The following is a 17947-nucleotide window of genomic DNA, read 5'->3' as shown; positions in this document are numbered from 1 at the left end:
CTATCCTTATATTGTCTCATCACTTACGAACAAAACGCACCTGAACACTATAGTTTGCACTGTCAATGTCCGAAGGGAGAAGATTCCCATCAGGTACCATGATGGTCAACACCCGGCCCTTAAGAGGATCCCTGACCTTCTTCCCCCTCCGTTCCATCCCCGACGGACCGGCGATACCCTTTCTCGGCTTACGTACGTGCAAAAGCTGGCCTTCAATGAGAGGACTGTTTTTTTCTAATGGTTTCTCTGGCTGTGGTGCAAGAGGTGGCATAGAGCCAATAATTATTTCCATAAAAGGTCACTCCTTTGCCGATTATACGTGTCATATAAACATACTATATAATCATTACGGAAAAAGGTGTTGTATTTTTCAATGCTTCTTAACAGTTATGAACTATCTCGTATTGCATACTAAAAGGCTGAGAAAAAAAATACATCTGTATTCAACTGATAATACGCTTTTTTTTCCACAAAAATCACCAAAGCAATCCCCCCATCTCGTGAGCCAGCAAAAATGACTTTGCTGGTAGCCCGGATGCAAACCCAGTGAGCTTTCCTGAACTGCCAACAACCCTATGACATGGAATAACTAGTGGTATCGGGTTCTTATTTGCTGCCTGGCCGACAGCTCTCGACAAATTCAAATCTCCAAGATTTTTTGCTATTTGTCCATATGACCTGACTTTACCAAATGGAATATTTAGAATTTCACGCCATACATCGCGTTGAAATTCCGTTCCATGCAAAAATATCGGCAATGAAAACTCCCGCAATTCGCATGTCAGGTAGGCAAATATCTGCTCTCCTGCAAGCTGCATCACCTCTGTAGGCTCATCTACGTTTTGCCATCGCTGTTCAATAGAGAGTACAAAATCAACACGAACCAGACATTCCCTGTCTACAGATAGATTAAATCCCAGAAACGGACAGGAGGATTTCCCGGAAACTGGGAAGAAGTGTGTAGATATTGTATTATTCATAGCATAGTTATCCCGCTTCAAAAGTGTTGAAGACGAAAATGTACAATATCAACACCTGTTCGTCACCTGTTCTTGACACGCTTGCAATAGCAGGATTAAACTATCATTCTCGCATTACCTTCACGAATATGAGCATACATGGAAGATTTACTAAAAAAAATACTTGTCCCCATCAAGGACATTCAGGAAATACGCGGCATTGCTATGCCGATTGGCCTCGAGTACCTTCAGCTTGTTGTCACAGGCCCCCCGGGTGCAGGAAAATCATATTATATAAACCAGATCAGAGGCTGGCCGAATGAAGGCTATATCGACCTCACCCGTAAGGGATGGTGGCGGGATCAATCCCTTATTTACAGACCGCGTGAAGTACACCTCGGCATGCCGTTTAAGGGATATAAAGAAGCTTTTACAGTTTTTGACAAAGAATGGCTTGATATTTCACCTCCTCCTCCCCTTGAACTTTCAAGGGTAAGGATTCCACCGGGTGGCGACAGCATCTTTCGTACAAATTATATCAACCGATATATTTTCGAATTTCTATTGCCAGATCCTGAAGTTATTTATGAGCGAAGAAAGGCACGGCAGATTCAGGGGTATTTCCCTGTAGATTCTGATTTGACCATCGAAATGGTGAACAAACAGAATCTTGCTTATCAGGAGATGGCGCTCTATATGCATAGGGCCGGAATTAACGTCTATATTCGTAAAGGTCTGGATGGGCCACCTATGCGCATTGCCGAGAAAGGTGTTGCAGCTGTCCCGAGGTGGGCGATTACCAAAAAGCCTCCACGCCCTAGTTTAAAAAACATTTCCGGCTGGAAGGAGATTTTCGGGTTGCGTCAAAGCAACTGGTTCACAATTACCCATGATGTTCAGCGAATTACAGGTGTCAATCGCATTGCTCATGATGGCAAAACCTTTGAAATGCTCCTTGGTGATCAGCGACTTTGCTTTCATCCAGAACTCCCTCTTGGCATTAAGCGAAAGGAGATGAAGAAGAACTGGATAATTAATACTCCTCTTGCCTGTTCAACTATGGCACCATCTGGATTTGTACGAATTAAAAATGGAGAAACTGTAATTCTTGGTCGCTCAAACAAAGAGTATGACGACATTCTTCGATTTTCCAAAAAAGTAGCAAAACGACATGTTGCAATAACTAATAGCCGTGGTGATCTCACCATCACCCCACTCGAAGAGGAAATCGGAGTGAAGCTTGTCCGTTTTGATAACCTTGATTATCGTGAGCGTGTTCAGGCTAATCGCTACAAAGCATTTATATCCCTGCGGCAACTCTTTGGCGGATCCATCACGTTACTCCCGCCTGATATTGCACTGGACCGTATCCGTAAGGTGAATGAACTCATGGATGCAGAGCCAATGCGTCCATTGACCTCTGAAGGAAAAGCCGGAGGAATTGTCGACCTTCAGCAACGCGCTGTTCCTGTCATTGTCGGAGACCTGCACGCTCAGGTCGATAACTTGTTGAAAATTCTTAGTGAGAATTGCCTCATCGGATGCCTGCGCAGTAAATCTGCAACACTTGTGCTATTAGGCGATGCCATTCACTCTGAGATTCTTGAAGAAATGGAAGATATGGATAGTTCGATCCTGATGATGGATCTTATCTTCACACTCAAACTTCGATTTCCTGAAAATTTCTTTTATCTCAGAGGAAACCACGACAGCTTCTCTGCAGATATATCTAAAAACGGTATATCTCAGGGGATCCTGATGAAGGAGCGGCTTCGTGAACTTCGGGGGCAGGAGTATGTAGACGAGATGGAAACATACTATTCAAAACTCCCATATATAATAAAATCTCCATACTTTTACGCCTGCCATGCTGCGCCACCGCGATCCGATGCCACCCTTGATGACCTTATCAACATAGCAAATAATCCAATCCTGCAACACGAAATAACCAAAAATCGTCTCCAGCGCCCTCACTACTTAAGCGGATATAATAAAAGCGATATAAAACGATTCAGAAAAACGCTGGATATGCCCAAAGGAGTACCATTTGTCGTTGGCCACACGCCTCTCGATCCGTTTGGATCTATATGGAAAAATGTAGGGACCATCAAAAATCATCACATTATTTTCAGTGCTCACCAGGAAGGAGCAACCATCCTGCAACAAATTAAAGACGATCTCATACCACTCAGTTATCCAGCAGAACCTCTTACAAAACTTATTAATGATCTCGAATAAAGGGTGCTTATATACAAATCACTATTCTCAGATTAGTTCCCAGAAGGTTGGCCCGGAATAGGTGTTTTGCTCAAGATCGAGACATTTTCAGAAAATACGTACTCCCATACTTTTGATATCGGAGTCTTCGTTTACCTGCGATCATTATTCTTAAAAAATTTTTGAAGAGTTTGGCAGATAAGGGAAAATTCCACAGAAATGCCAATTTCTGACAGCCTTTTAGACAGTGTTATCCAAACACCTTCTCCAAATCACCAACGACAATTCGTCACCTACCGAAATTTCAGTTCTTGATATCATGCCATCATAGCGATATCATTTTACACGAGTACATCCCGGCTATGATCCGCCAAGGCAAAACCTTAATATATCACCTTCTCTTCAGCCGGACTGCAGAAAAGGTGAAGTTCAAACCAGGCATTTTGCCATATATTAAATTTATGTTAGAGTTTCATTAGGACAAGGTTAAGCCGTTGTTTTACAGACATTTCAGTGTAAATAAACGTTGACAATTCAGGTGGCATTTAAGACCACTTCAGGTTAAGTTATCCGATTTTTAATGTGTTCTTAACATAGAGAACATTGTCGTAGCGATTCGTGTCGCTTATTTGCAACGAGCCATTTGGCAAAACACTTTTAAAAAAGAGGTTAATGATCATGCCTATTCGATCAACCACCCCTTTGTCGGGCCTGTTCCGACGCTCACCTTTCAAGCCGATACAGGAACACATGCGTATTGTTTTCTCTTGTATCTGCCTTGTTCCACCACTGTTTGATGCCCTTTATGTCAAGGACCAGCAACAGATCAAGGAACTCTCCAAGCAGATTGATGAACTTGAAACCGCCGCAGATAAAGTAAAATCGACGTTTCGACTCAATATGCCAACTTCACTTCTCATGCCGGTAGACAGAAAAGATTTACTTGGCCTCATAAGTGATCAGGATTCGATAGCAGATACCGCTGAATCAATCAGCCAGATTGTCTCTTTTCGCGACATGGATGTGCCTGAAGGGATCAAGGCGTTACTTGATGAACTGCTCGAAGGCACAATGGAAATCACCTCTGATGCCAAAGACATGATCGAGCAACTTGATGAGCTGCTCGAGGTTGGATTTGGAGGCCGTGAATTCGACAAAGTAAATGCGATGATCGCCGGTGTACGTCGCAGTGAGCATAACATCGACACCATTCTGCATCGAGCACGTCGTGCACTCTTTAGTATCGAATCTGAGCTTGATCCTGTTTCAGTTATGTTCTGGTACAAGATTTTAGAGTTACTCGGAAATATTTCCGACCAGTCAGAGAACATGGCTGACCGCTTATTGCTTTTCCTGTCCAAGTAAGGGGAGAAAATGGAAATCATCGCAACTTATGGAACCGCATTAGTAATTCTGGCGGTTATTTTTGGTTTATATATGACCTGGGGTATTGGCGCTAACGATCTTGCCAATGCAATGGGTACCTCGGTTGGTGCAGGCGCGGTAACAGTTAAGCAGGCTATTTGTATTGCCATTATCTTCGAATTTCTCGGAGCTGTTTTAGCTGGTGGTCATGTTACGAAGACAATTCGTAAAGGTATTATTGACCCATCCGCCATCGTAAACAACCCTGAAATTCTTGTATATGGTATGTTAGCAGCGCTGCTTGCCGCAGCCTGTTGGTTGATGATAGCATCCACCAAAGGATGGCCGGTATCCACTACACATTCTATTGTTGGTGCGCTTATTGGTTTTGCCCTTGTCGGCATTGGGCCAGATGCCGTCAAATGGAGCAAAGTTGGTAGCGTAGTCGCCAGCTGGGTCATCTCCCCAATGGTTGGTGGAACTATTGCTTTTCTACTCGTGATGAGTACTAGAAAACTGATATTTGACACAGATCACCCACTCAGAAATGCAAAGAAATATGCCCCGGCCTACATTTTTCTTGTTGGTTTTGTTATTTCTCTTGTCACCTTATTTAAAGGACTTAAACACCTGAGTATTGATCTCTCTTCTGGTCAGAGTTTCGCTGTCGCTTTTCTAATCGGCCTGGCAACAGCCGGCCTCGGATGGTTCTTTATCCGAAATATTAAAGAAGATATAGGGGCAAATCGTGAATTTCACTTTGCCAGCGTTGAGAAGGTTTTCACACCAATGATGCTCTTTACTGCGTGTGCGATGGCTTTTGCCCATGGCTCAAATGATGTGGCAAACGGTATCGGTCCTCTGGCTGCAGTTGTCAGTATCGTATCTTCCGGCGGTGAAGTAATGCAGGAATCAGAACTTCCAATATGGATTCTGCTTCTCGGTGGTGGCGGTATCGTTCTTGGTCTCATCACTCTCGGTTACAGAGTAATGCTCACTGTTGGTAAGAAGATTACTGAACTCACACCATCTCGTGGATTCTGTGCTGAGCTTGCTGCTGCTACAACTGTAGTTTTAGCCTCCAGAACAGGATTACCCGTATCAACAACTCATATTCTTGTAGGCTCGGTCCTTGGTGTTGGCCTCGCCAGAGGTGTCGGCGCACTTGATCTCCGTGTTGTCTTCAATATCATAATTTCATGGTTGGTAACACTGCCTGCAGGTGCCCTTATGGCCATGCTGTTCTTCTTTACATTAAAAGGTATTTTCGGTTAATATTTTTGCCACTCCCTTTTTCAAGCAGGGTCTTCACTTTTCTTCGTGAAGACCCTGTCTTACCGTTTTCTATATAGTTATACGCTGTTTTCTTGTTCTGGATTCAGACAGTTATTTTCTTGTAAGGTAGCCGCAACTGGTGTAGCGTGCAACCACGCCTAACAAAAATCAGATCACGCATAGTGCTTCTCGACACTTTCTTGCAGTTTCCTTTGCATTTTCGCTGCCGACAAAAAATCGTGCTGGTCACAGACAGTGGAGCAGGAATTGAAACTTTTTATTGGCAACCTCCCTTATGATATTAATCAAGCTGAAGTTCTTGAGCTTTTTACACAATACGGAGAGGTTATAACTGCAAACCTTGTCACCGATCAATTTTCTGGTCGATCAAAAGGTTTTGCCTTTATTGAGATGGCGACCCGCTCAGACGGCCATAAGGCAATGGAAACACTCAATAAGCATGAGTACAAACATCGTCAGCTAGTGTGTCGTGAAGCAAAACCCCAGAAAAAGGGTAAACGTCGCAGATAAAAGGCTTGTACGTACTCGCCTCATGTTGTACACAAGCAGTGTAAGTATTAGACGTAAATAAACGTAAAAGATATACGTAGCCTAGATTTTAAAAATACAGATTCCATTCTATATTTTCTAATAAAACTACGTAGTACCATCCAATCTGGTTATCAGGTTGGCGCCCTGAGTTTGCTTAGGCATTTCGGGGTATTGAAAACAGGGGCACACCCCACTAACAAACACAGGAGTAGCTGCAATGCCAGAAGGTACAGTCAAGTGGTTTAATGACGCAAAAGGGTTTGGTTTTATCGAGCAAGATGGTGGACAGGATGTATTCGTTCATCACTCAGCAATACAGAGCGATGGTTTCAGATCTCTTGCTGAAGGTGACAGAGTAAGCTTTGAGATTACAGATGGTCAGAAAGGACCAGCTGCAAAAGATGTAAAAAAGATCTAGTCATATAGCTCTTTGTGACAGCGGATTTTCTCCGCTGTCACAGCTTGTACAAACCGCCTGTCCATTCACGGATATCCCACCCCATAATACGCCTATAAATGCTTCACGCTCTCTATACAATCACTTCACACTTCGTACTGCTCCCATAAATTCTCGCCATATCGGTACCGCAGTTCTCCCACCGCTTTCCTTATTGCCCAGAGTTTCATTACGATCGTGCCCAACCCAGACGCCGGTTACATAGTTACCGTTAAAACCAACAAACCACGCATCTCTGTTTTCATCCGAGGTCCCGGTTTTACCACCGGTAATACCTGGCAAACCCACAGCCCTCGTACCTGTTCCCTGCTTCACAACACCTTCAAGCATAGTTCTCATTTTTAGCGCTGTATCGGCAGATAAGGTTTGAATTTTCATCGGAAGGTCATTTTTAAGCCGTTCTCCACCATAGGTAATATGATCAATAAACGTAGGGCTGGTGTATCTTCCGCCATTTGCGAATGGACCGTAAGCTGCAGTCATTTCTAGTAAAGAAACATCTACCGCTCCAAGTGCCAGAGAAAGGTCAGGGGGCATTTTTGATTGTATCCCCGCTGCTTCAGCCATTGCATGAACCTTTTTCACTCCAACCTTCTGCATCAACCTGACTGTCGCGACGTTATACGATTTAGCAAGTGCTGTCTCAAGTGTAGTGTCACCATGATATTCCCCGGAATAATTTTTCGGTTGCCATTTTCCATGCGTACCCCCTGAAATAGAGAGGGGGGCGTCACTGATAATTGAGAGCGGCTGCCAGCCACTCTGTAAAGCGGCAGCATATACAAAAGGTTTGAAAATTGATCCCGCCGGTCTTTTTGCCTGAGTTGCTCTGTTAAATGGAGATACTTTAAAATCTGCCCCTCCTACCAAGGCCCGCACCCTTCCACTATTTCTTTCCAAACAGACAAGGGCTCCCTGCGGGGCCTTTCCGGGTCTATCTTTGCGAAGAGTCTGCCGGGCTCCTGCAGCCTGAATACCATTGATAACAGCTTGAGTTGCATTATATTGCATCGCAGGATCAAGATATGTGTAAATATGTGCTCCTGCCTGCTCCAACGGCATACCAATTTTTTCGAAAGCCTGCTTCTTAACCACTTCAAGATAATAGCCGTTAGCACTATCATAGGAACTGCGACTTTTCTTTATTCGAAGATTTGAAGCAAACGCATTGCGCGCTGAATCAGGTAAAATGTAGCCGTCTTCAGCCATCCTGTTCAGCACATATCGTTGCCGGGCACGTGCACGTTTAAGGTGTTTAATTGGTGAATATCTGCTTGGTGCCTGAGGCAGACCCGCAAGAAGTGCGACTTCTGAGAGGGTCAGATTAGAGGAGTGTTTACCAAAATAGACCTGGGCGGCAGCTTCTACCCCATAAGCTCCCTCACCAAGATAAATCTGATTGAGATAGATATACAGTATTTCATTTTTCGTAAGGAGTGTATCAATCCTCCAGGCCAGGATAGCTTCTTTGAATTTTCGTATATATGTTTTCTCTGGCGTAAGCAGAAGTGCACGAGCCACCTGTTGAGTAATAGTGGAACCACCCTGACTTTTACGTCCGCTACGAATATTTACAAAAACAGCACGTAAAACAGAAATCAGATCAAGGCCGGCATGTTCGAAAAAACGGCCATCCTCGGCTGCAACAAAGGCTTTTGGCAATAGCGGATTCATCGCATCAAGAGAAACCACCGTCCTGTTCTCTGCAAAGACCCGCTCTATCACCTGGCCATGACGATCATAAATGACAGTCGCCTGTGGAGGAGTATATTTTGCGACAGAACGAACGTCCGGTATTTCAAGACTTTTCAGGGTAAACAACATTGACCCGAGAAAACCGGTAAGCAGAAAACAGATAAAAAAGAGAAATCCTATTATGTGCTTTTCATTGCAGGGTTTTTTTCGTTTAGTCGCCTTACGGGCCTGCGTTTGTCGTGGTGAGCTGGTATTTTTGTCTGACACGTGGAGAATACTATTGGTAAAATATGTATGGTTCTGTATCTTTGAGAATCAAAATCAATGTACCACTTACCCTTGAACTCGCAACTAATTCGTTTCTCTTATGTCCAAAATCCGTATTCTCCCTGACCAGCTAGCTAACCAGATAGCCGCTGGTGAAGTTGTTGAACGTCCCGCTTCAGTCGTCAAAGAACTTTTAGAAAACAGCCTTGATGCAGGTGCAAGCCGAATCGAAGTCGAAATTGAAGGTGGTGGAACCAGACTGATTCGCATTATTGATAATGGTGAAGGTATGGATGAAGATGACGTCCTCCTCAGTCTTGAGCGACACGGTACATCTAAAATTCATACAGACAAAGATCTTACTGCTATTGGTACGCTTGGATTTCGCGGCGAGGCAATCCCATCAATTGGATCGGTCTCAAAGATGACCATTATATCCAGACGTGCTGATGCCGAACTTGGTACACGAGCTGAAATTCAGTTTGGCAAATTGCAGAAAGTGCATGAGGCAGGTTGCAGTGTAGGTACAATATTTGAGATCAAAAATCTCTTTGGAAACACACCGGCCCGAAAGAAGTTTTTACGCACAGTCAGAACTGAACTGAACCATATTGATGAGGTAATTAAAAATTACGCACTCGCTAATCCTGAGATCACTTTTTCACTTACTGTAAACGGTAAGCGCACAATATATCTGGATAATACACTTTCACTCGAAGAACGTCTGTCTCAGTTAATACATTACAACGGCAGGTATATCTGTATAGGAGATGAACATGCGACCACTCCTGAACGCAGAGTTTACGGATTTCTAATTCCACCGGAAAAACTCCATACTGGTCCCGCACGGCTCAGACTTTTTGTCAATGGTAGAGCTATCAAAGACCGCATGATGACCCATGGGGTCGCAGAAGGTTTACGCGGTTTTCTGATGAAGGGTAAAAATCCAGCAGGACTTATCCACCTGATTCTTCCTCCTTCCGAGATTGATGTAAACGTTCATCCGGCGAAACATGAGGTCAGATTCGGCAATAGCAGGGATATTCATTATTTGATCAGCCAGGCTGTAGCTTCTGCAATGAATAATGAGCAGAGACGTTTGCAGACTGCAATGTTCGGTCATAATAAACCAACGGCGACTACAGTTCCTGTCGAAAGAGAACAGCCTGTTGAAAACCCTTTTTCGCCGGTTCCCGACATTCAGGACAGAAAGACAAAAAATGCAGCACCACGTCCTACACCAATGTTTCCCCCGTCTCCCCAGATGGAAGATCGGCAATTCAGCAGCAGCGAACCGTTCATCCCCGAGCCGCCACATGATTTACCGGCCGAACCACCTCATCCAGGCAACGACATCGGGCTATTCGAGACCTGCGAACCGGTACCGCAAACGGAACGACCTGTTGCAGCAGTCAGTAAGCCACAGGAACCTGCACAGCCAGCGTCATTGCTTCCCAAAGCACCAGTAGGCCATGGTTTACAGATAGTCGGGCAGTTTAGTGATCTCTATATTTTTTGTCGCAACAGTGAAGGGTTGCTGGTTATCGACCAGCATGCTGCTCATGAACGTTTGCTCTACGAAGAACTTCGCCAGCAATATCTCGGAAACAATGTCGCCCGTCAGACTCTGCTTTTTCCAGAAACTGTCGAACTGACGCTATTTCAGGTTCAGCTCGTTGAAAAACATCAAGAAGAAATTGATCATATGGGTTTCTCCCTGCGTGAGTTTGGCGGTAATTCGTTTATTATATCTGCCATTCCGGCACTCGCCGGGCAGGCCAATCCCACCGAGTTACTGAACGATGTTCTTGAACAGTTCGGAAGTGAATCCAACCGCAGGGATAGTGGTGACAGGATTGACACCATACTTTCCACAATGGCGTGCAAGGCTGCAGTGAAAGCCGGAACAACTCTAAGCCACCGGGAGATCGACAGCCTGCTTAACAGGATGGCCAGAGCAAACCTGTTCTCTCATTGTCCCCATGGGCGCCCGGTAGTGAAACAATTCAACCAGAACGACTTAAAAAAATGGTTCCACAGAACATGATATTTCAAACGTCCCCTTCACAACCTGCCCGCCTGTTCCTATTACTTTCATTACTGGTTCTTGCAATGCTTGCCGGTTGCGCCAAAAAACCAGTCGGCAGGCTGATTGAGGCAACAGCATATTGCGGATGTTCCTCCTGCTGTGGCTGGGAACGTGGCAGCAGTGCAGCGTTTAAACTCGATTTTTGGAATAAATATACGAGCAAAGGTGGCAAGCCATACAGCGGTCATACCGCCAGCGGGACAATGCCCCATGAGCCCCAACCGGGTCTCTTTTCCATGGACACAGTTCAAAAACCGTATATGATCCCATTTCGCGTAATGCCCTGGTCGATACTGGCCGATGAAGGCACCATTGCTGCAGATACGCGCTACTATCCCTTCGGCACCAAAATGTACGTGCCAGGATACGGATGGGGCCGCGTGGAAGATAGAGGCAGTGCCATCAAAGGTAAAGACAGGATTGACCTCTATTTCAACTCTCATAATGAAGCGTTGGTCTGGGGAAGAAGAAAAGTGCGGGTACAGGTTCAGTTCCCGTAATCAGTTCATTAATTACAGATAAACTCAAGCATCTGTGCTTGATTTACAATATATCACTATGAAAAATATCACTATTATCGGCGCCGGTCTCGCAGGATCAGAAGCGGCATGGCAAGCAGTACAACGTGGTTGTAAGGTTACTCTCTATGACATGAAACCCCACAACTACAGCCCCGCCCACAGCTCACCCGGACTGGCTGAACTGGTCTGCAGCAACTCGTTCAGGTCTAACGATGTAACCTCTGCCGTAGGTTTACTCAAAGAAGAGATGCGGAAGTGTAATTCCCTTATCATGAAAACAGCATTTGAGTGTGAAGTTCCTGCCGGCAAAGCTCTTGCTGTTAACCGGGATCAGTTTTCCGCAAAGATTACTGAAACGCTTGAGCAACATCCCGATATCACCATCGTCCGGGAAGAAATTACAGAATTCCCGGATGATCCCGATACTATTGTTATTCTCGCTACCGGCCCCCTGACCTCTCCAAAACTGACAGAAGCCCTTATAAAACTCACAGGACGAGACCGACTCGCCTTCTATGATGCCATTGCCCCTATCGTTAATGCGGATTCACTGGATATGGATATTATCTACCGTAAATCACGATACGATGACGGTCCCGGTGACTACCTGAACTGTCCAATGGATGAAGAGCAATACACGACATTTATAACTGAACTTGCTAATGCGCAGTATGTTCCCTTAAAGGACTTCGAAAATCCTAAATATTTTGAAGGCTGCCTGCCCATAGAGATTATTCGTTCACGAGGAGATGAAACCCTCAGATTCGGGCCGATGAAGCCGGTTGGCCTGCCTGATCCTCGAACCGGAAATGACCCGCATGCTGTTGTACAATTGCGCATGGAGAACAGGGAAGGAACAACCTACAACATGGTTGGCTTCCAGACTAAGCTCACCTACGGAGAACAAAAAAGGATCTTTCGGATGATACCGGGTATGGAAAATGCGGAGTTTGAACGATTCGGCTCCATCCACAGAAACACATTTATCTGTGCGCCCGAAATTCTTACTCCGGGCCTGGAATTTACATCACGGCCGAACATGTTGCTTGCAGGGCAACTCTCAGGAGTTGAGGGATATGTGGAGTCTGCCGCCATGGGCCTGCTTGCAGGTATTAATGCTGCAAGAAAGGCTCTGGAACAAGAAACACCTGCCCCGCCACCAACTACTGCTCTCGGTGCTTTGATTAACCACCTCACGATGAGCGAGGCGAAAAACTTCCAGCCCTCGAATGTTAATTTTGGCCTCTTCCCGGCCTGGAAAAAAAAGGTGCCTAAAAGATTTCGTGGTCAAATGCGGGCCGAGACTGGCCTGGCCGATCTTGAAAACTGGATGAAAGAAAACTCTATTTAGTTTTTATCCGAAAACTCACCATTCTGTTCAATATCGAGGCGCGATTCAGATTTTCACCCAAAGTATATTATTGATATTCTATAAATAAAAATTTGAAAAGCAACGAAGAGTTAGATGGAATGCACCGTTTTCGGTCGGGCACTATTTAGCAGATAATGCGATTAGAAAACAACATTTACATACTGTAACTATCTGATTTCAACATGCTCCCCGGCAGCTGTCGGGGGGCTATATTTGCCATTTTTTGAGGAGCTCCACAAACTCTTCTGCAGGGACTGGTTTAGAAAAATAAAACCCTTGCGCCTCATCAGCTCCGTAATTGCGTATAATATCGAGTTGCTCCAGAGTTTCCACACCTTCTGCTACAATTTTAATGCCGAGACTGTGCCCCATTGCAATAATAGCCTTGATGATAATCAGGTTCGTCGGCTGTTCAGTACAACTCATAACGAACGCCCTGTCGATTTTTATTCTATCCACCTGAAACGATGTTAAATAACTGAGGGACGAATACCCGGTCCCAAAATCATCAAGAGTAACTGCAATCCCCATCGCTTTTAGCTCCTGGAGAATCTGGGATGTCTCCTCAATATTCTGCATGAGAATATTTTCTGTGATCTCAATCTCGAAAAACCGATTTTCAAGCCCCGCACTCGATAAAGCATCTGACAGTGTCTCCAACACATTCTGCTGGGCAAACTGGTACCCTGACAGATTCACAGCAACCACACCAGGTTCATACCCGTCAACTATCCACTGCTGCCATTGTTTGCTTGCCGACGTAACTACCCATCTGTTTATTTTAACAATCTGACCTGATTCTTCAGCTATTGAAATAAACTTACCCGGCGGCACCATTCCCCGCTCCGGGTGATCCCATCTGATTAACGCTTCAGCACCTACTATTTTCCCGGTTTTAACATCAATTTTAGGTTGATAATAGAGGAGAAACTCATCCCGTTCCAATCCTTTGGCAATGTCTCTTTCGAGAGAAAATCGTTCTACAGTCTGAACATTTAATGATTCTCGATAAAACTGATAGTTATTTCTTCCTATGTTCTTAGCCTGATACATCGCAGTATCGGCATTCTTTAACAGAACATTAGCGTCACTTCCGTCCGTGGGGTACATACTGATTCCGATACTTGTCGTCACAGTTATCTCATGCCCTTCTATAATATGAGATTTAGGCACCTCTTTTATTATCCGGCGTGCTACCAATGCTACATGCTCTGCTTCATGAATATCATTTAAAATAATGGTGAATTCATCACCTCCCAGCCTGGCAATCATTTCCTCAGGATTCTCGGAACAACCAATGCGGGATGCAGTATCTGTACACCTGATAGATTTTAGAAGTGCAACACTTATTTTTTTCAACAGATGATCGCCGATATAATGGCCGAACGTATCATTAATACGTTTGAACTGATCAAGATCGAGATACAGCAGGGCAAACGTTGAATTGTTGCGCTTAGCGGCTACTATCTCCTGCTCCATACGATTCATAAACAGTAATCTGTTGGATAAACCTGTTAATCCATCATAAAAAGCAAGTTTACGTATTTCTTCCTCTGCGACCTTCTGTCGGGTTACATCCTGTACTGCACCCAGAAGCAGGATCGGAACATCCTGATCGTTATACAGAATTTCTGCCTGGTTAAGGATGTGACGCATTGTACCATCAGCGTGATACACCCTGTAAAGTAACCGTACCGGTTTTTCCTCTCTAATGGCCGTATCAATTTTATCCTGTACATCTTCCCGATCTTCTGCCTCAATATTGTGAAAGAAACCATCATACGTAACGTTACCGCTATTACCATTAAGTCCCAGCAGATAACTCGCCTGATCTGAACAGAGAAACTGACCACTTACGAGATCAACCTCCCAGTTGCCAAGCCTTGCCATTTTTTGGGTTTTCTCAAGCCTGAATCTCGACCGGTTCAGCTCCTGGAATGCCTGTCCCGCCCGCAGCATATATCGACTTCTATGCCCGAGAATCACCCAATTGATCGGTTTGGAAATAAAGCCATCGGCTCCAACTTTAAATGCCAAATCGATTGACTCGACATCATCAAGGCCGGTCACCATGAGAATTTGTGTCAATCCTCCACCAGGCAATCCTCGTAACATTGTACAGGTTTCGAAACCATCAATCTCCGGCATTACCACGTCAAGCAAAACCAGATCTGGATTATTTTCCCTAAACAGATCTATTCCCTTTCGTCCATTCTCAGCCAGGATACAAGCAAACCCTACTTTTTTCAGTGCCGCCTCCATAGCCAGTCTCATTGACAGATCATCATCAATGATCAGGGCCAGTGGGTTTTCCCTGTTAGGTGTTCCATAGATCATAAGTCAACCAACTCCTGGCTTAATAATTGTTTCACCTCATCATATTCTTCCATAATCGCATGAATCAAATCTTTGCAATTTTCCATTACCTGATCTCTGCAACGCATTTCAAGTCGTCTACACATATCTGCAAGGGCAAGAGCACCTACATTTGCACTACTTGATTTAAGCGTATGAGCAGCCATTTGCAGCTCGTCTCTATCCCCGGCAACATGATAATCCTGTAAGATCTGCATGAGCGGATCTGAATTCTCTAAATACGCTTGTAGAATTTTACTTAAAATGGATGGTTCACCTTCAATCTGCAGATCCTTGAGGTTGTCAAGAACAGACAGGTCCAAAGTAGCAAAGCCTCCAAAACCGCCGTTTTCGCCAGATAATAGTGATATATCTTCAGCACTTTCAGCTTTCTCAAGTGCTTCAATTTCTTCCGTAACCTCACGTAACTCAACACCGGATACGTGTTCAGGACGCTCCATTTTATTTCGAAAGAGCCTGGTAAGGAGATCCTGAATATCATCCTGCCTGAACGGTTTACTCATATAGTGGTTCATACCTGATTCAATGCATCTCTCTTTGTCGCCCTCAAGCGCATGAGCAGTCAGAGCTACAATTGTCGCCGTATTTTCTTTACCTTCCCTCTCTTCTTTTTCACGAATGATTTCTGTTGCTTTATACCCATCCACTAGTGGCATCTGACAATCCATCAGAACCAGATCATAGTCATTCTTATTAAGAGCATCTACAGCCTTTTGGCCATTATTCACAAGAGTCACTTCACAACCAAACTGCAGCAACATACCACGAATAACCTCCTGATTTGTCTCATTATCCTCTGCAACAAGAACCTTGATAAAAAATTTAGGTACGTTATCAACTATATTATATTTGGTTATTATTGGATGACTGGTCACTTCATGGTCGAAACTTAACACCTTAACAAAGGCAGCGTACAATTCAGCTTGCCTGACAGGTTTAGTTAAATACGCTGCAATACCACATTCCCTTGCCATTTTTGCGTCACCACGAAGCCCTACCGATGTCAACATTATCATCCGAAGCTTATCGAACCCTGAATTTTTACGAATCTCCTGCGCGACCTCCAGGCCGTTCATGTCAGGCATATGCATATCCAGCACAACAAAATCAAAAGGGCTGTCCTCTCTTTCTGCAGCGTAGAGCCTTTCCAATCCTTCATTACCATTCGGTGCGCTTTCAGCTGACATTCCCCACATTTTACACTGATGGGTAACTATCGCCCTGTTTGTAGCATTATCATCAACCACCAGTATCCGGTATCCTCGCAATGCATTCTTGTGTTTTTGCTTCATTTTCACATCTTCAGCAGAACTTGCTACAAGATCAACATGAAAATGAAATGTTGATCCCTTCCCCAGGACACTTGTACAGTCAAGCTCCCCACCCATCATCTCAACGAGTTGACGCGAAATTGCCAGCCCAAGTCCTGTACCACCAAATTTTCTGGTCATCGAATCATCAGCCTGTGAAAACGGTGTAAACAGTTGTCGCTTACTCTCATCACTAATACCAATACCGGAATCAACAACATCTACGAGTAGCCGTTCCCTGCCTCCCTCAACAGGCTGTGTCTTAACACGTACGATAACTTCCCCGACTTCTGTGAATTTAATTGCATTCCCTACAAGGTTGGTAACAATCTGCCTGAGTCTGTTTGGATCGCCCTTTAATGATGTACGGGTCCCATCGTCGAAAAATGCGGCAACCTCTAGCCGTTTAGCATGGGCTCTGGGCGCAAGCAGCTGCATAACATCTTCAATCAAAAGTCGCAGATCAAAATCAATCATTTCAAGCTCAAGTCTTCCAGCTTCTATCTTTGAAAAATCGAGAATGTCATTAATTATTTCAAGCAGTGCCTCACCAGACCCTTGAATGGTTTTTGTCAACCTTGCCTGCTCGCTATTTAACTCAGTCGACTGTAGAAGTTCAGCCATTCCGAGAACACCATTCATGGGTGTACGGATCTCGTGACTCATGTTTGCCAAAAATTGAGACTTCACACGATTAGCATTCTCAGCTATCTCCTTCGCCTCAACAAGATCTTTGGTTCTGTTGATGACTTGCTCTTCCAGATATTCATCCCGCTGCTCAATCTGCACCAGCATTTCGTTAAACCCTCTAGCCAACATGCCCAATTCATCTTCATGATAGACCGGTACACGGAGGTTGTACTCACGTTCGTCCGATACTTTTTTCATTGCCCGGGATAGGGCTGTGATCGGTGCTGAAATCACATTACTCATTTTCCCTGAAAGCAGTGCTGCTGCTCCTAATACGACTCCATTAATGCAGAGTATCATAAAACTTACAAAGAGAAGAATCTGTTTAGGTTCTTTCCTGCTGACAGTCATCGTGAGTAACCCTATCTGCTCATCTTCCAGGAGAATAGGTTGGTTAAATCGTGCGTAGTTAAACGAATTTTTCACACCGAACGGCTCAGCGAGTATTTCCTCACTATTTTTGATTTGATCTTCAGGTACTATGTGTGTTGTGTTTCTATAGCTGGCAAACACCTCTCCATCAGGAGTGATGACATCTGCTGAAACAACTGTTGACTTTGCCTCCAGCGATTCAAGAATTTGATTGAGATTGGTCTGATCCTGAAAAGTCAGACCTGCTGTACTGTTCTTGCTGATAACTTCAACCAGGGTTTTCAGCTCATCCTCGAGTTGCTCCCGCACTAAAATCCACTGGCTGACCAGAGATACGGTTGCTGTAAGGACCAATGACATGGTACAGGCGAGCAATATTATGAGATTGAGCTTGTTTCTAATCGGCAGTGTATGAAAGTTATCGTACATT

At 44.5% G+C, this 17947-nt stretch carries 13 protein-coding genes; 8 read left to right on the top strand and 5 right to left on the bottom strand.

Going from position 1 to position 17947, the window contains the following annotated elements:
* Positions 1 to 19: 19 nt before the first annotated feature.
* Both FCL46_RS06225 and FCL46_RS06220 read right to left on the bottom strand, forming a co-directional pair.
* On the bottom strand, positions 20 to 292 hold the full coding sequence (locus tag FCL46_RS06225) for a hypothetical protein (RefSeq protein WP_136805508.1): 273 nt from the start codon (positions 290 to 292) through the stop codon (positions 20 to 22).
* A gap of 184 nt (positions 293 to 476) precedes the next feature.
* On the bottom strand, positions 477 to 980 hold the full coding sequence (locus FCL46_RS06220; protein WP_136805507.1) for a methylated-DNA--[protein]-cysteine S-methyltransferase: 504 nt from the start codon (positions 978 to 980) through the stop codon (positions 477 to 479).
* Between the two features lie 138 nt (positions 981 to 1118).
* On the opposite strand from FCL46_RS06220, the gene FCL46_RS06215 reads away from it, so the two are divergent.
* The 5 genes from FCL46_RS06215 to FCL46_RS06195 all read left to right on the top strand — a co-directional run bounded on the left by FCL46_RS06215 (position 1119) and on the right by FCL46_RS06195 (position 6786).
* The gene (locus FCL46_RS06215; protein ID WP_136805506.1) at positions 1119 to 3197 is read left to right on the top strand and encodes a metallophosphoesterase; all 2079 of its coding nucleotides are present in this window, start codon (positions 1119 to 1121) and stop codon (positions 3195 to 3197) included.
* A 657-nt stretch (positions 3198 to 3854) separates the two neighbouring features.
* Entirely contained in the window at positions 3855 to 4541 is a 687-nt protein-coding gene (locus FCL46_RS06210; RefSeq protein WP_136805505.1) for a TIGR00153 family protein, read from the top strand.
* Between the two features lie 9 nt (positions 4542 to 4550).
* Positions 4551 to 5816, top strand: a complete 1266-nt coding sequence (locus FCL46_RS06205) for an inorganic phosphate transporter (RefSeq protein ID WP_136805504.1) — start codon at positions 4551 to 4553, stop codon at positions 5814 to 5816.
* A gap of 267 nt (positions 5817 to 6083) precedes the next feature.
* On the top strand, positions 6084 to 6347 hold the full coding sequence (locus tag FCL46_RS06200) for an RNA recognition motif domain-containing protein (protein ID WP_136805503.1): 264 nt from the start codon (positions 6084 to 6086) through the stop codon (positions 6345 to 6347).
* Positions 6348 to 6585: 238 nt separating this feature from the next.
* Entirely contained in the window at positions 6586 to 6786 is a 201-nt protein-coding gene (locus FCL46_RS06195) for a cold-shock protein (RefSeq protein WP_136805502.1), read from the top strand.
* Between the two features lie 120 nt (positions 6787 to 6906).
* Here FCL46_RS06195 and FCL46_RS06190 read toward each other — a convergent pair whose 3' ends face one another.
* Positions 6907 to 8787, bottom strand: coding sequence for a penicillin-binding protein 1A (locus tag FCL46_RS06190; RefSeq protein WP_136805501.1), 1881 nt, complete (start codon positions 8785 to 8787; stop codon positions 6907 to 6909).
* A 100-nt stretch (positions 8788 to 8887) separates the two neighbouring features.
* Here FCL46_RS06190 and mutL point away from each other — a divergent pair, with 100 nt between their 5' ends.
* The 3 genes from mutL to trmFO are packed head-to-tail and all read left to right on the top strand — an operon-like array spanning position 8888 to position 12748.
* Positions 8888 to 10834, top strand: coding sequence for a DNA mismatch repair endonuclease MutL (gene mutL, locus FCL46_RS06185; protein WP_136805500.1), 1947 nt, complete (start codon positions 8888 to 8890; stop codon positions 10832 to 10834).
* The gene (locus FCL46_RS06180; RefSeq protein WP_136805499.1) at positions 10831 to 11376 is read left to right on the top strand and encodes a 3D domain-containing protein; all 546 of its coding nucleotides are present in this window, start codon (positions 10831 to 10833) and stop codon (positions 11374 to 11376) included. The genes mutL and FCL46_RS06180 overlap by 4 nt, the downstream gene beginning before the upstream one ends.
* A gap of 58 nt (positions 11377 to 11434) precedes the next feature.
* Entirely contained in the window at positions 11435 to 12748 is a 1314-nt protein-coding gene (trmFO, locus tag FCL46_RS06175; protein WP_136805498.1) for a methylenetetrahydrofolate--tRNA-(uracil(54)-C(5))-methyltransferase (FADH(2)-oxidizing) TrmFO, read from the top strand.
* A gap of 228 nt (positions 12749 to 12976) precedes the next feature.
* Here the strand turns inward: trmFO and FCL46_RS06170 are convergent, their stop codons facing one another.
* A complete protein-coding gene (locus FCL46_RS06170) occupies positions 12977 to 15106 on the bottom strand; it encodes a two-component system response regulator (RefSeq protein WP_136805497.1) in 2130 nt (709 codons plus the stop codon).
* Positions 15103 to 17946 carry a response regulator gene (locus tag FCL46_RS06165; RefSeq protein WP_136805496.1) on the bottom strand — a complete coding sequence of 948 codons (2844 nt, stop codon included), beginning with the start codon at positions 17944 to 17946 and terminating at the stop codon, positions 15103 to 15105. The genes FCL46_RS06170 and FCL46_RS06165 overlap by 4 nt, the downstream gene beginning before the upstream one ends.
* Position 17947 lies beyond the last annotated feature (1 nt).

The organism is Desulfosediminicola flagellatus (assembly GCF_005116655.2).
GTDB classification, from domain to species: domain Bacteria; phylum Desulfobacterota; class Desulfobulbia; order Desulfobulbales; family Desulfocapsaceae; genus Desulfopila; species Desulfopila flagellata.
Note: the sequence above shows the minus strand (reverse complement) of the source record. Positions and strands in the feature narration are given on the sequence as shown.

What these genes read in the sequence shown, in the direction of transcription:
- FCL46_RS06215 (WP_136805506.1), top strand. Translation starts at nt 1,119, where the DNA reads ATGGAAGATTTACTAAAAAAAATACTTGTCCCCATCAAGGACATTCAG.
- FCL46_RS06225 (WP_136805508.1), bottom strand. Translation starts at nt 292, where the DNA reads ATGGAAATAATTATTGGCTCTATGCCACCTCTTGCACCACAGCCAGAG.
- mutL (WP_136805500.1), top strand. Translation starts at nt 8,888, where the DNA reads ATGTCCAAAATCCGTATTCTCCCTGACCAGCTAGCTAACCAGATAGCC.
- trmFO (WP_136805498.1), top strand. Translation starts at nt 11,435, where the DNA reads ATGAAAAATATCACTATTATCGGCGCCGGTCTCGCAGGATCAGAAGCG.
- FCL46_RS06180 (WP_136805499.1), top strand. Translation starts at nt 10,831, where the DNA reads ATGATATTTCAAACGTCCCCTTCACAACCTGCCCGCCTGTTCCTATTA.
- FCL46_RS06205 (WP_136805504.1), top strand. Translation starts at nt 4,551, where the DNA reads ATGGAAATCATCGCAACTTATGGAACCGCATTAGTAATTCTGGCGGTT.
- FCL46_RS06195 (WP_136805502.1), top strand. Translation starts at nt 6,586, where the DNA reads ATGCCAGAAGGTACAGTCAAGTGGTTTAATGACGCAAAAGGGTTTGGT.
- FCL46_RS06220 (WP_136805507.1), bottom strand. Translation starts at nt 980, where the DNA reads ATGAATAATACAATATCTACACACTTCTTCCCAGTTTCCGGGAAATCC.
- FCL46_RS06165 (WP_136805496.1), bottom strand. Translation starts at nt 17,946, where the DNA reads ATGTACGATAACTTTCATACACTGCCGATTAGAAACAAGCTCAATCTC.
- FCL46_RS06210 (WP_136805505.1), top strand. Translation starts at nt 3,855, where the DNA reads ATGCCTATTCGATCAACCACCCCTTTGTCGGGCCTGTTCCGACGCTCA.
- FCL46_RS06170 (WP_136805497.1), bottom strand. Translation starts at nt 15,106, where the DNA reads ATGATCTATGGAACACCTAACAGGGAAAACCCACTGGCCCTGATCATT.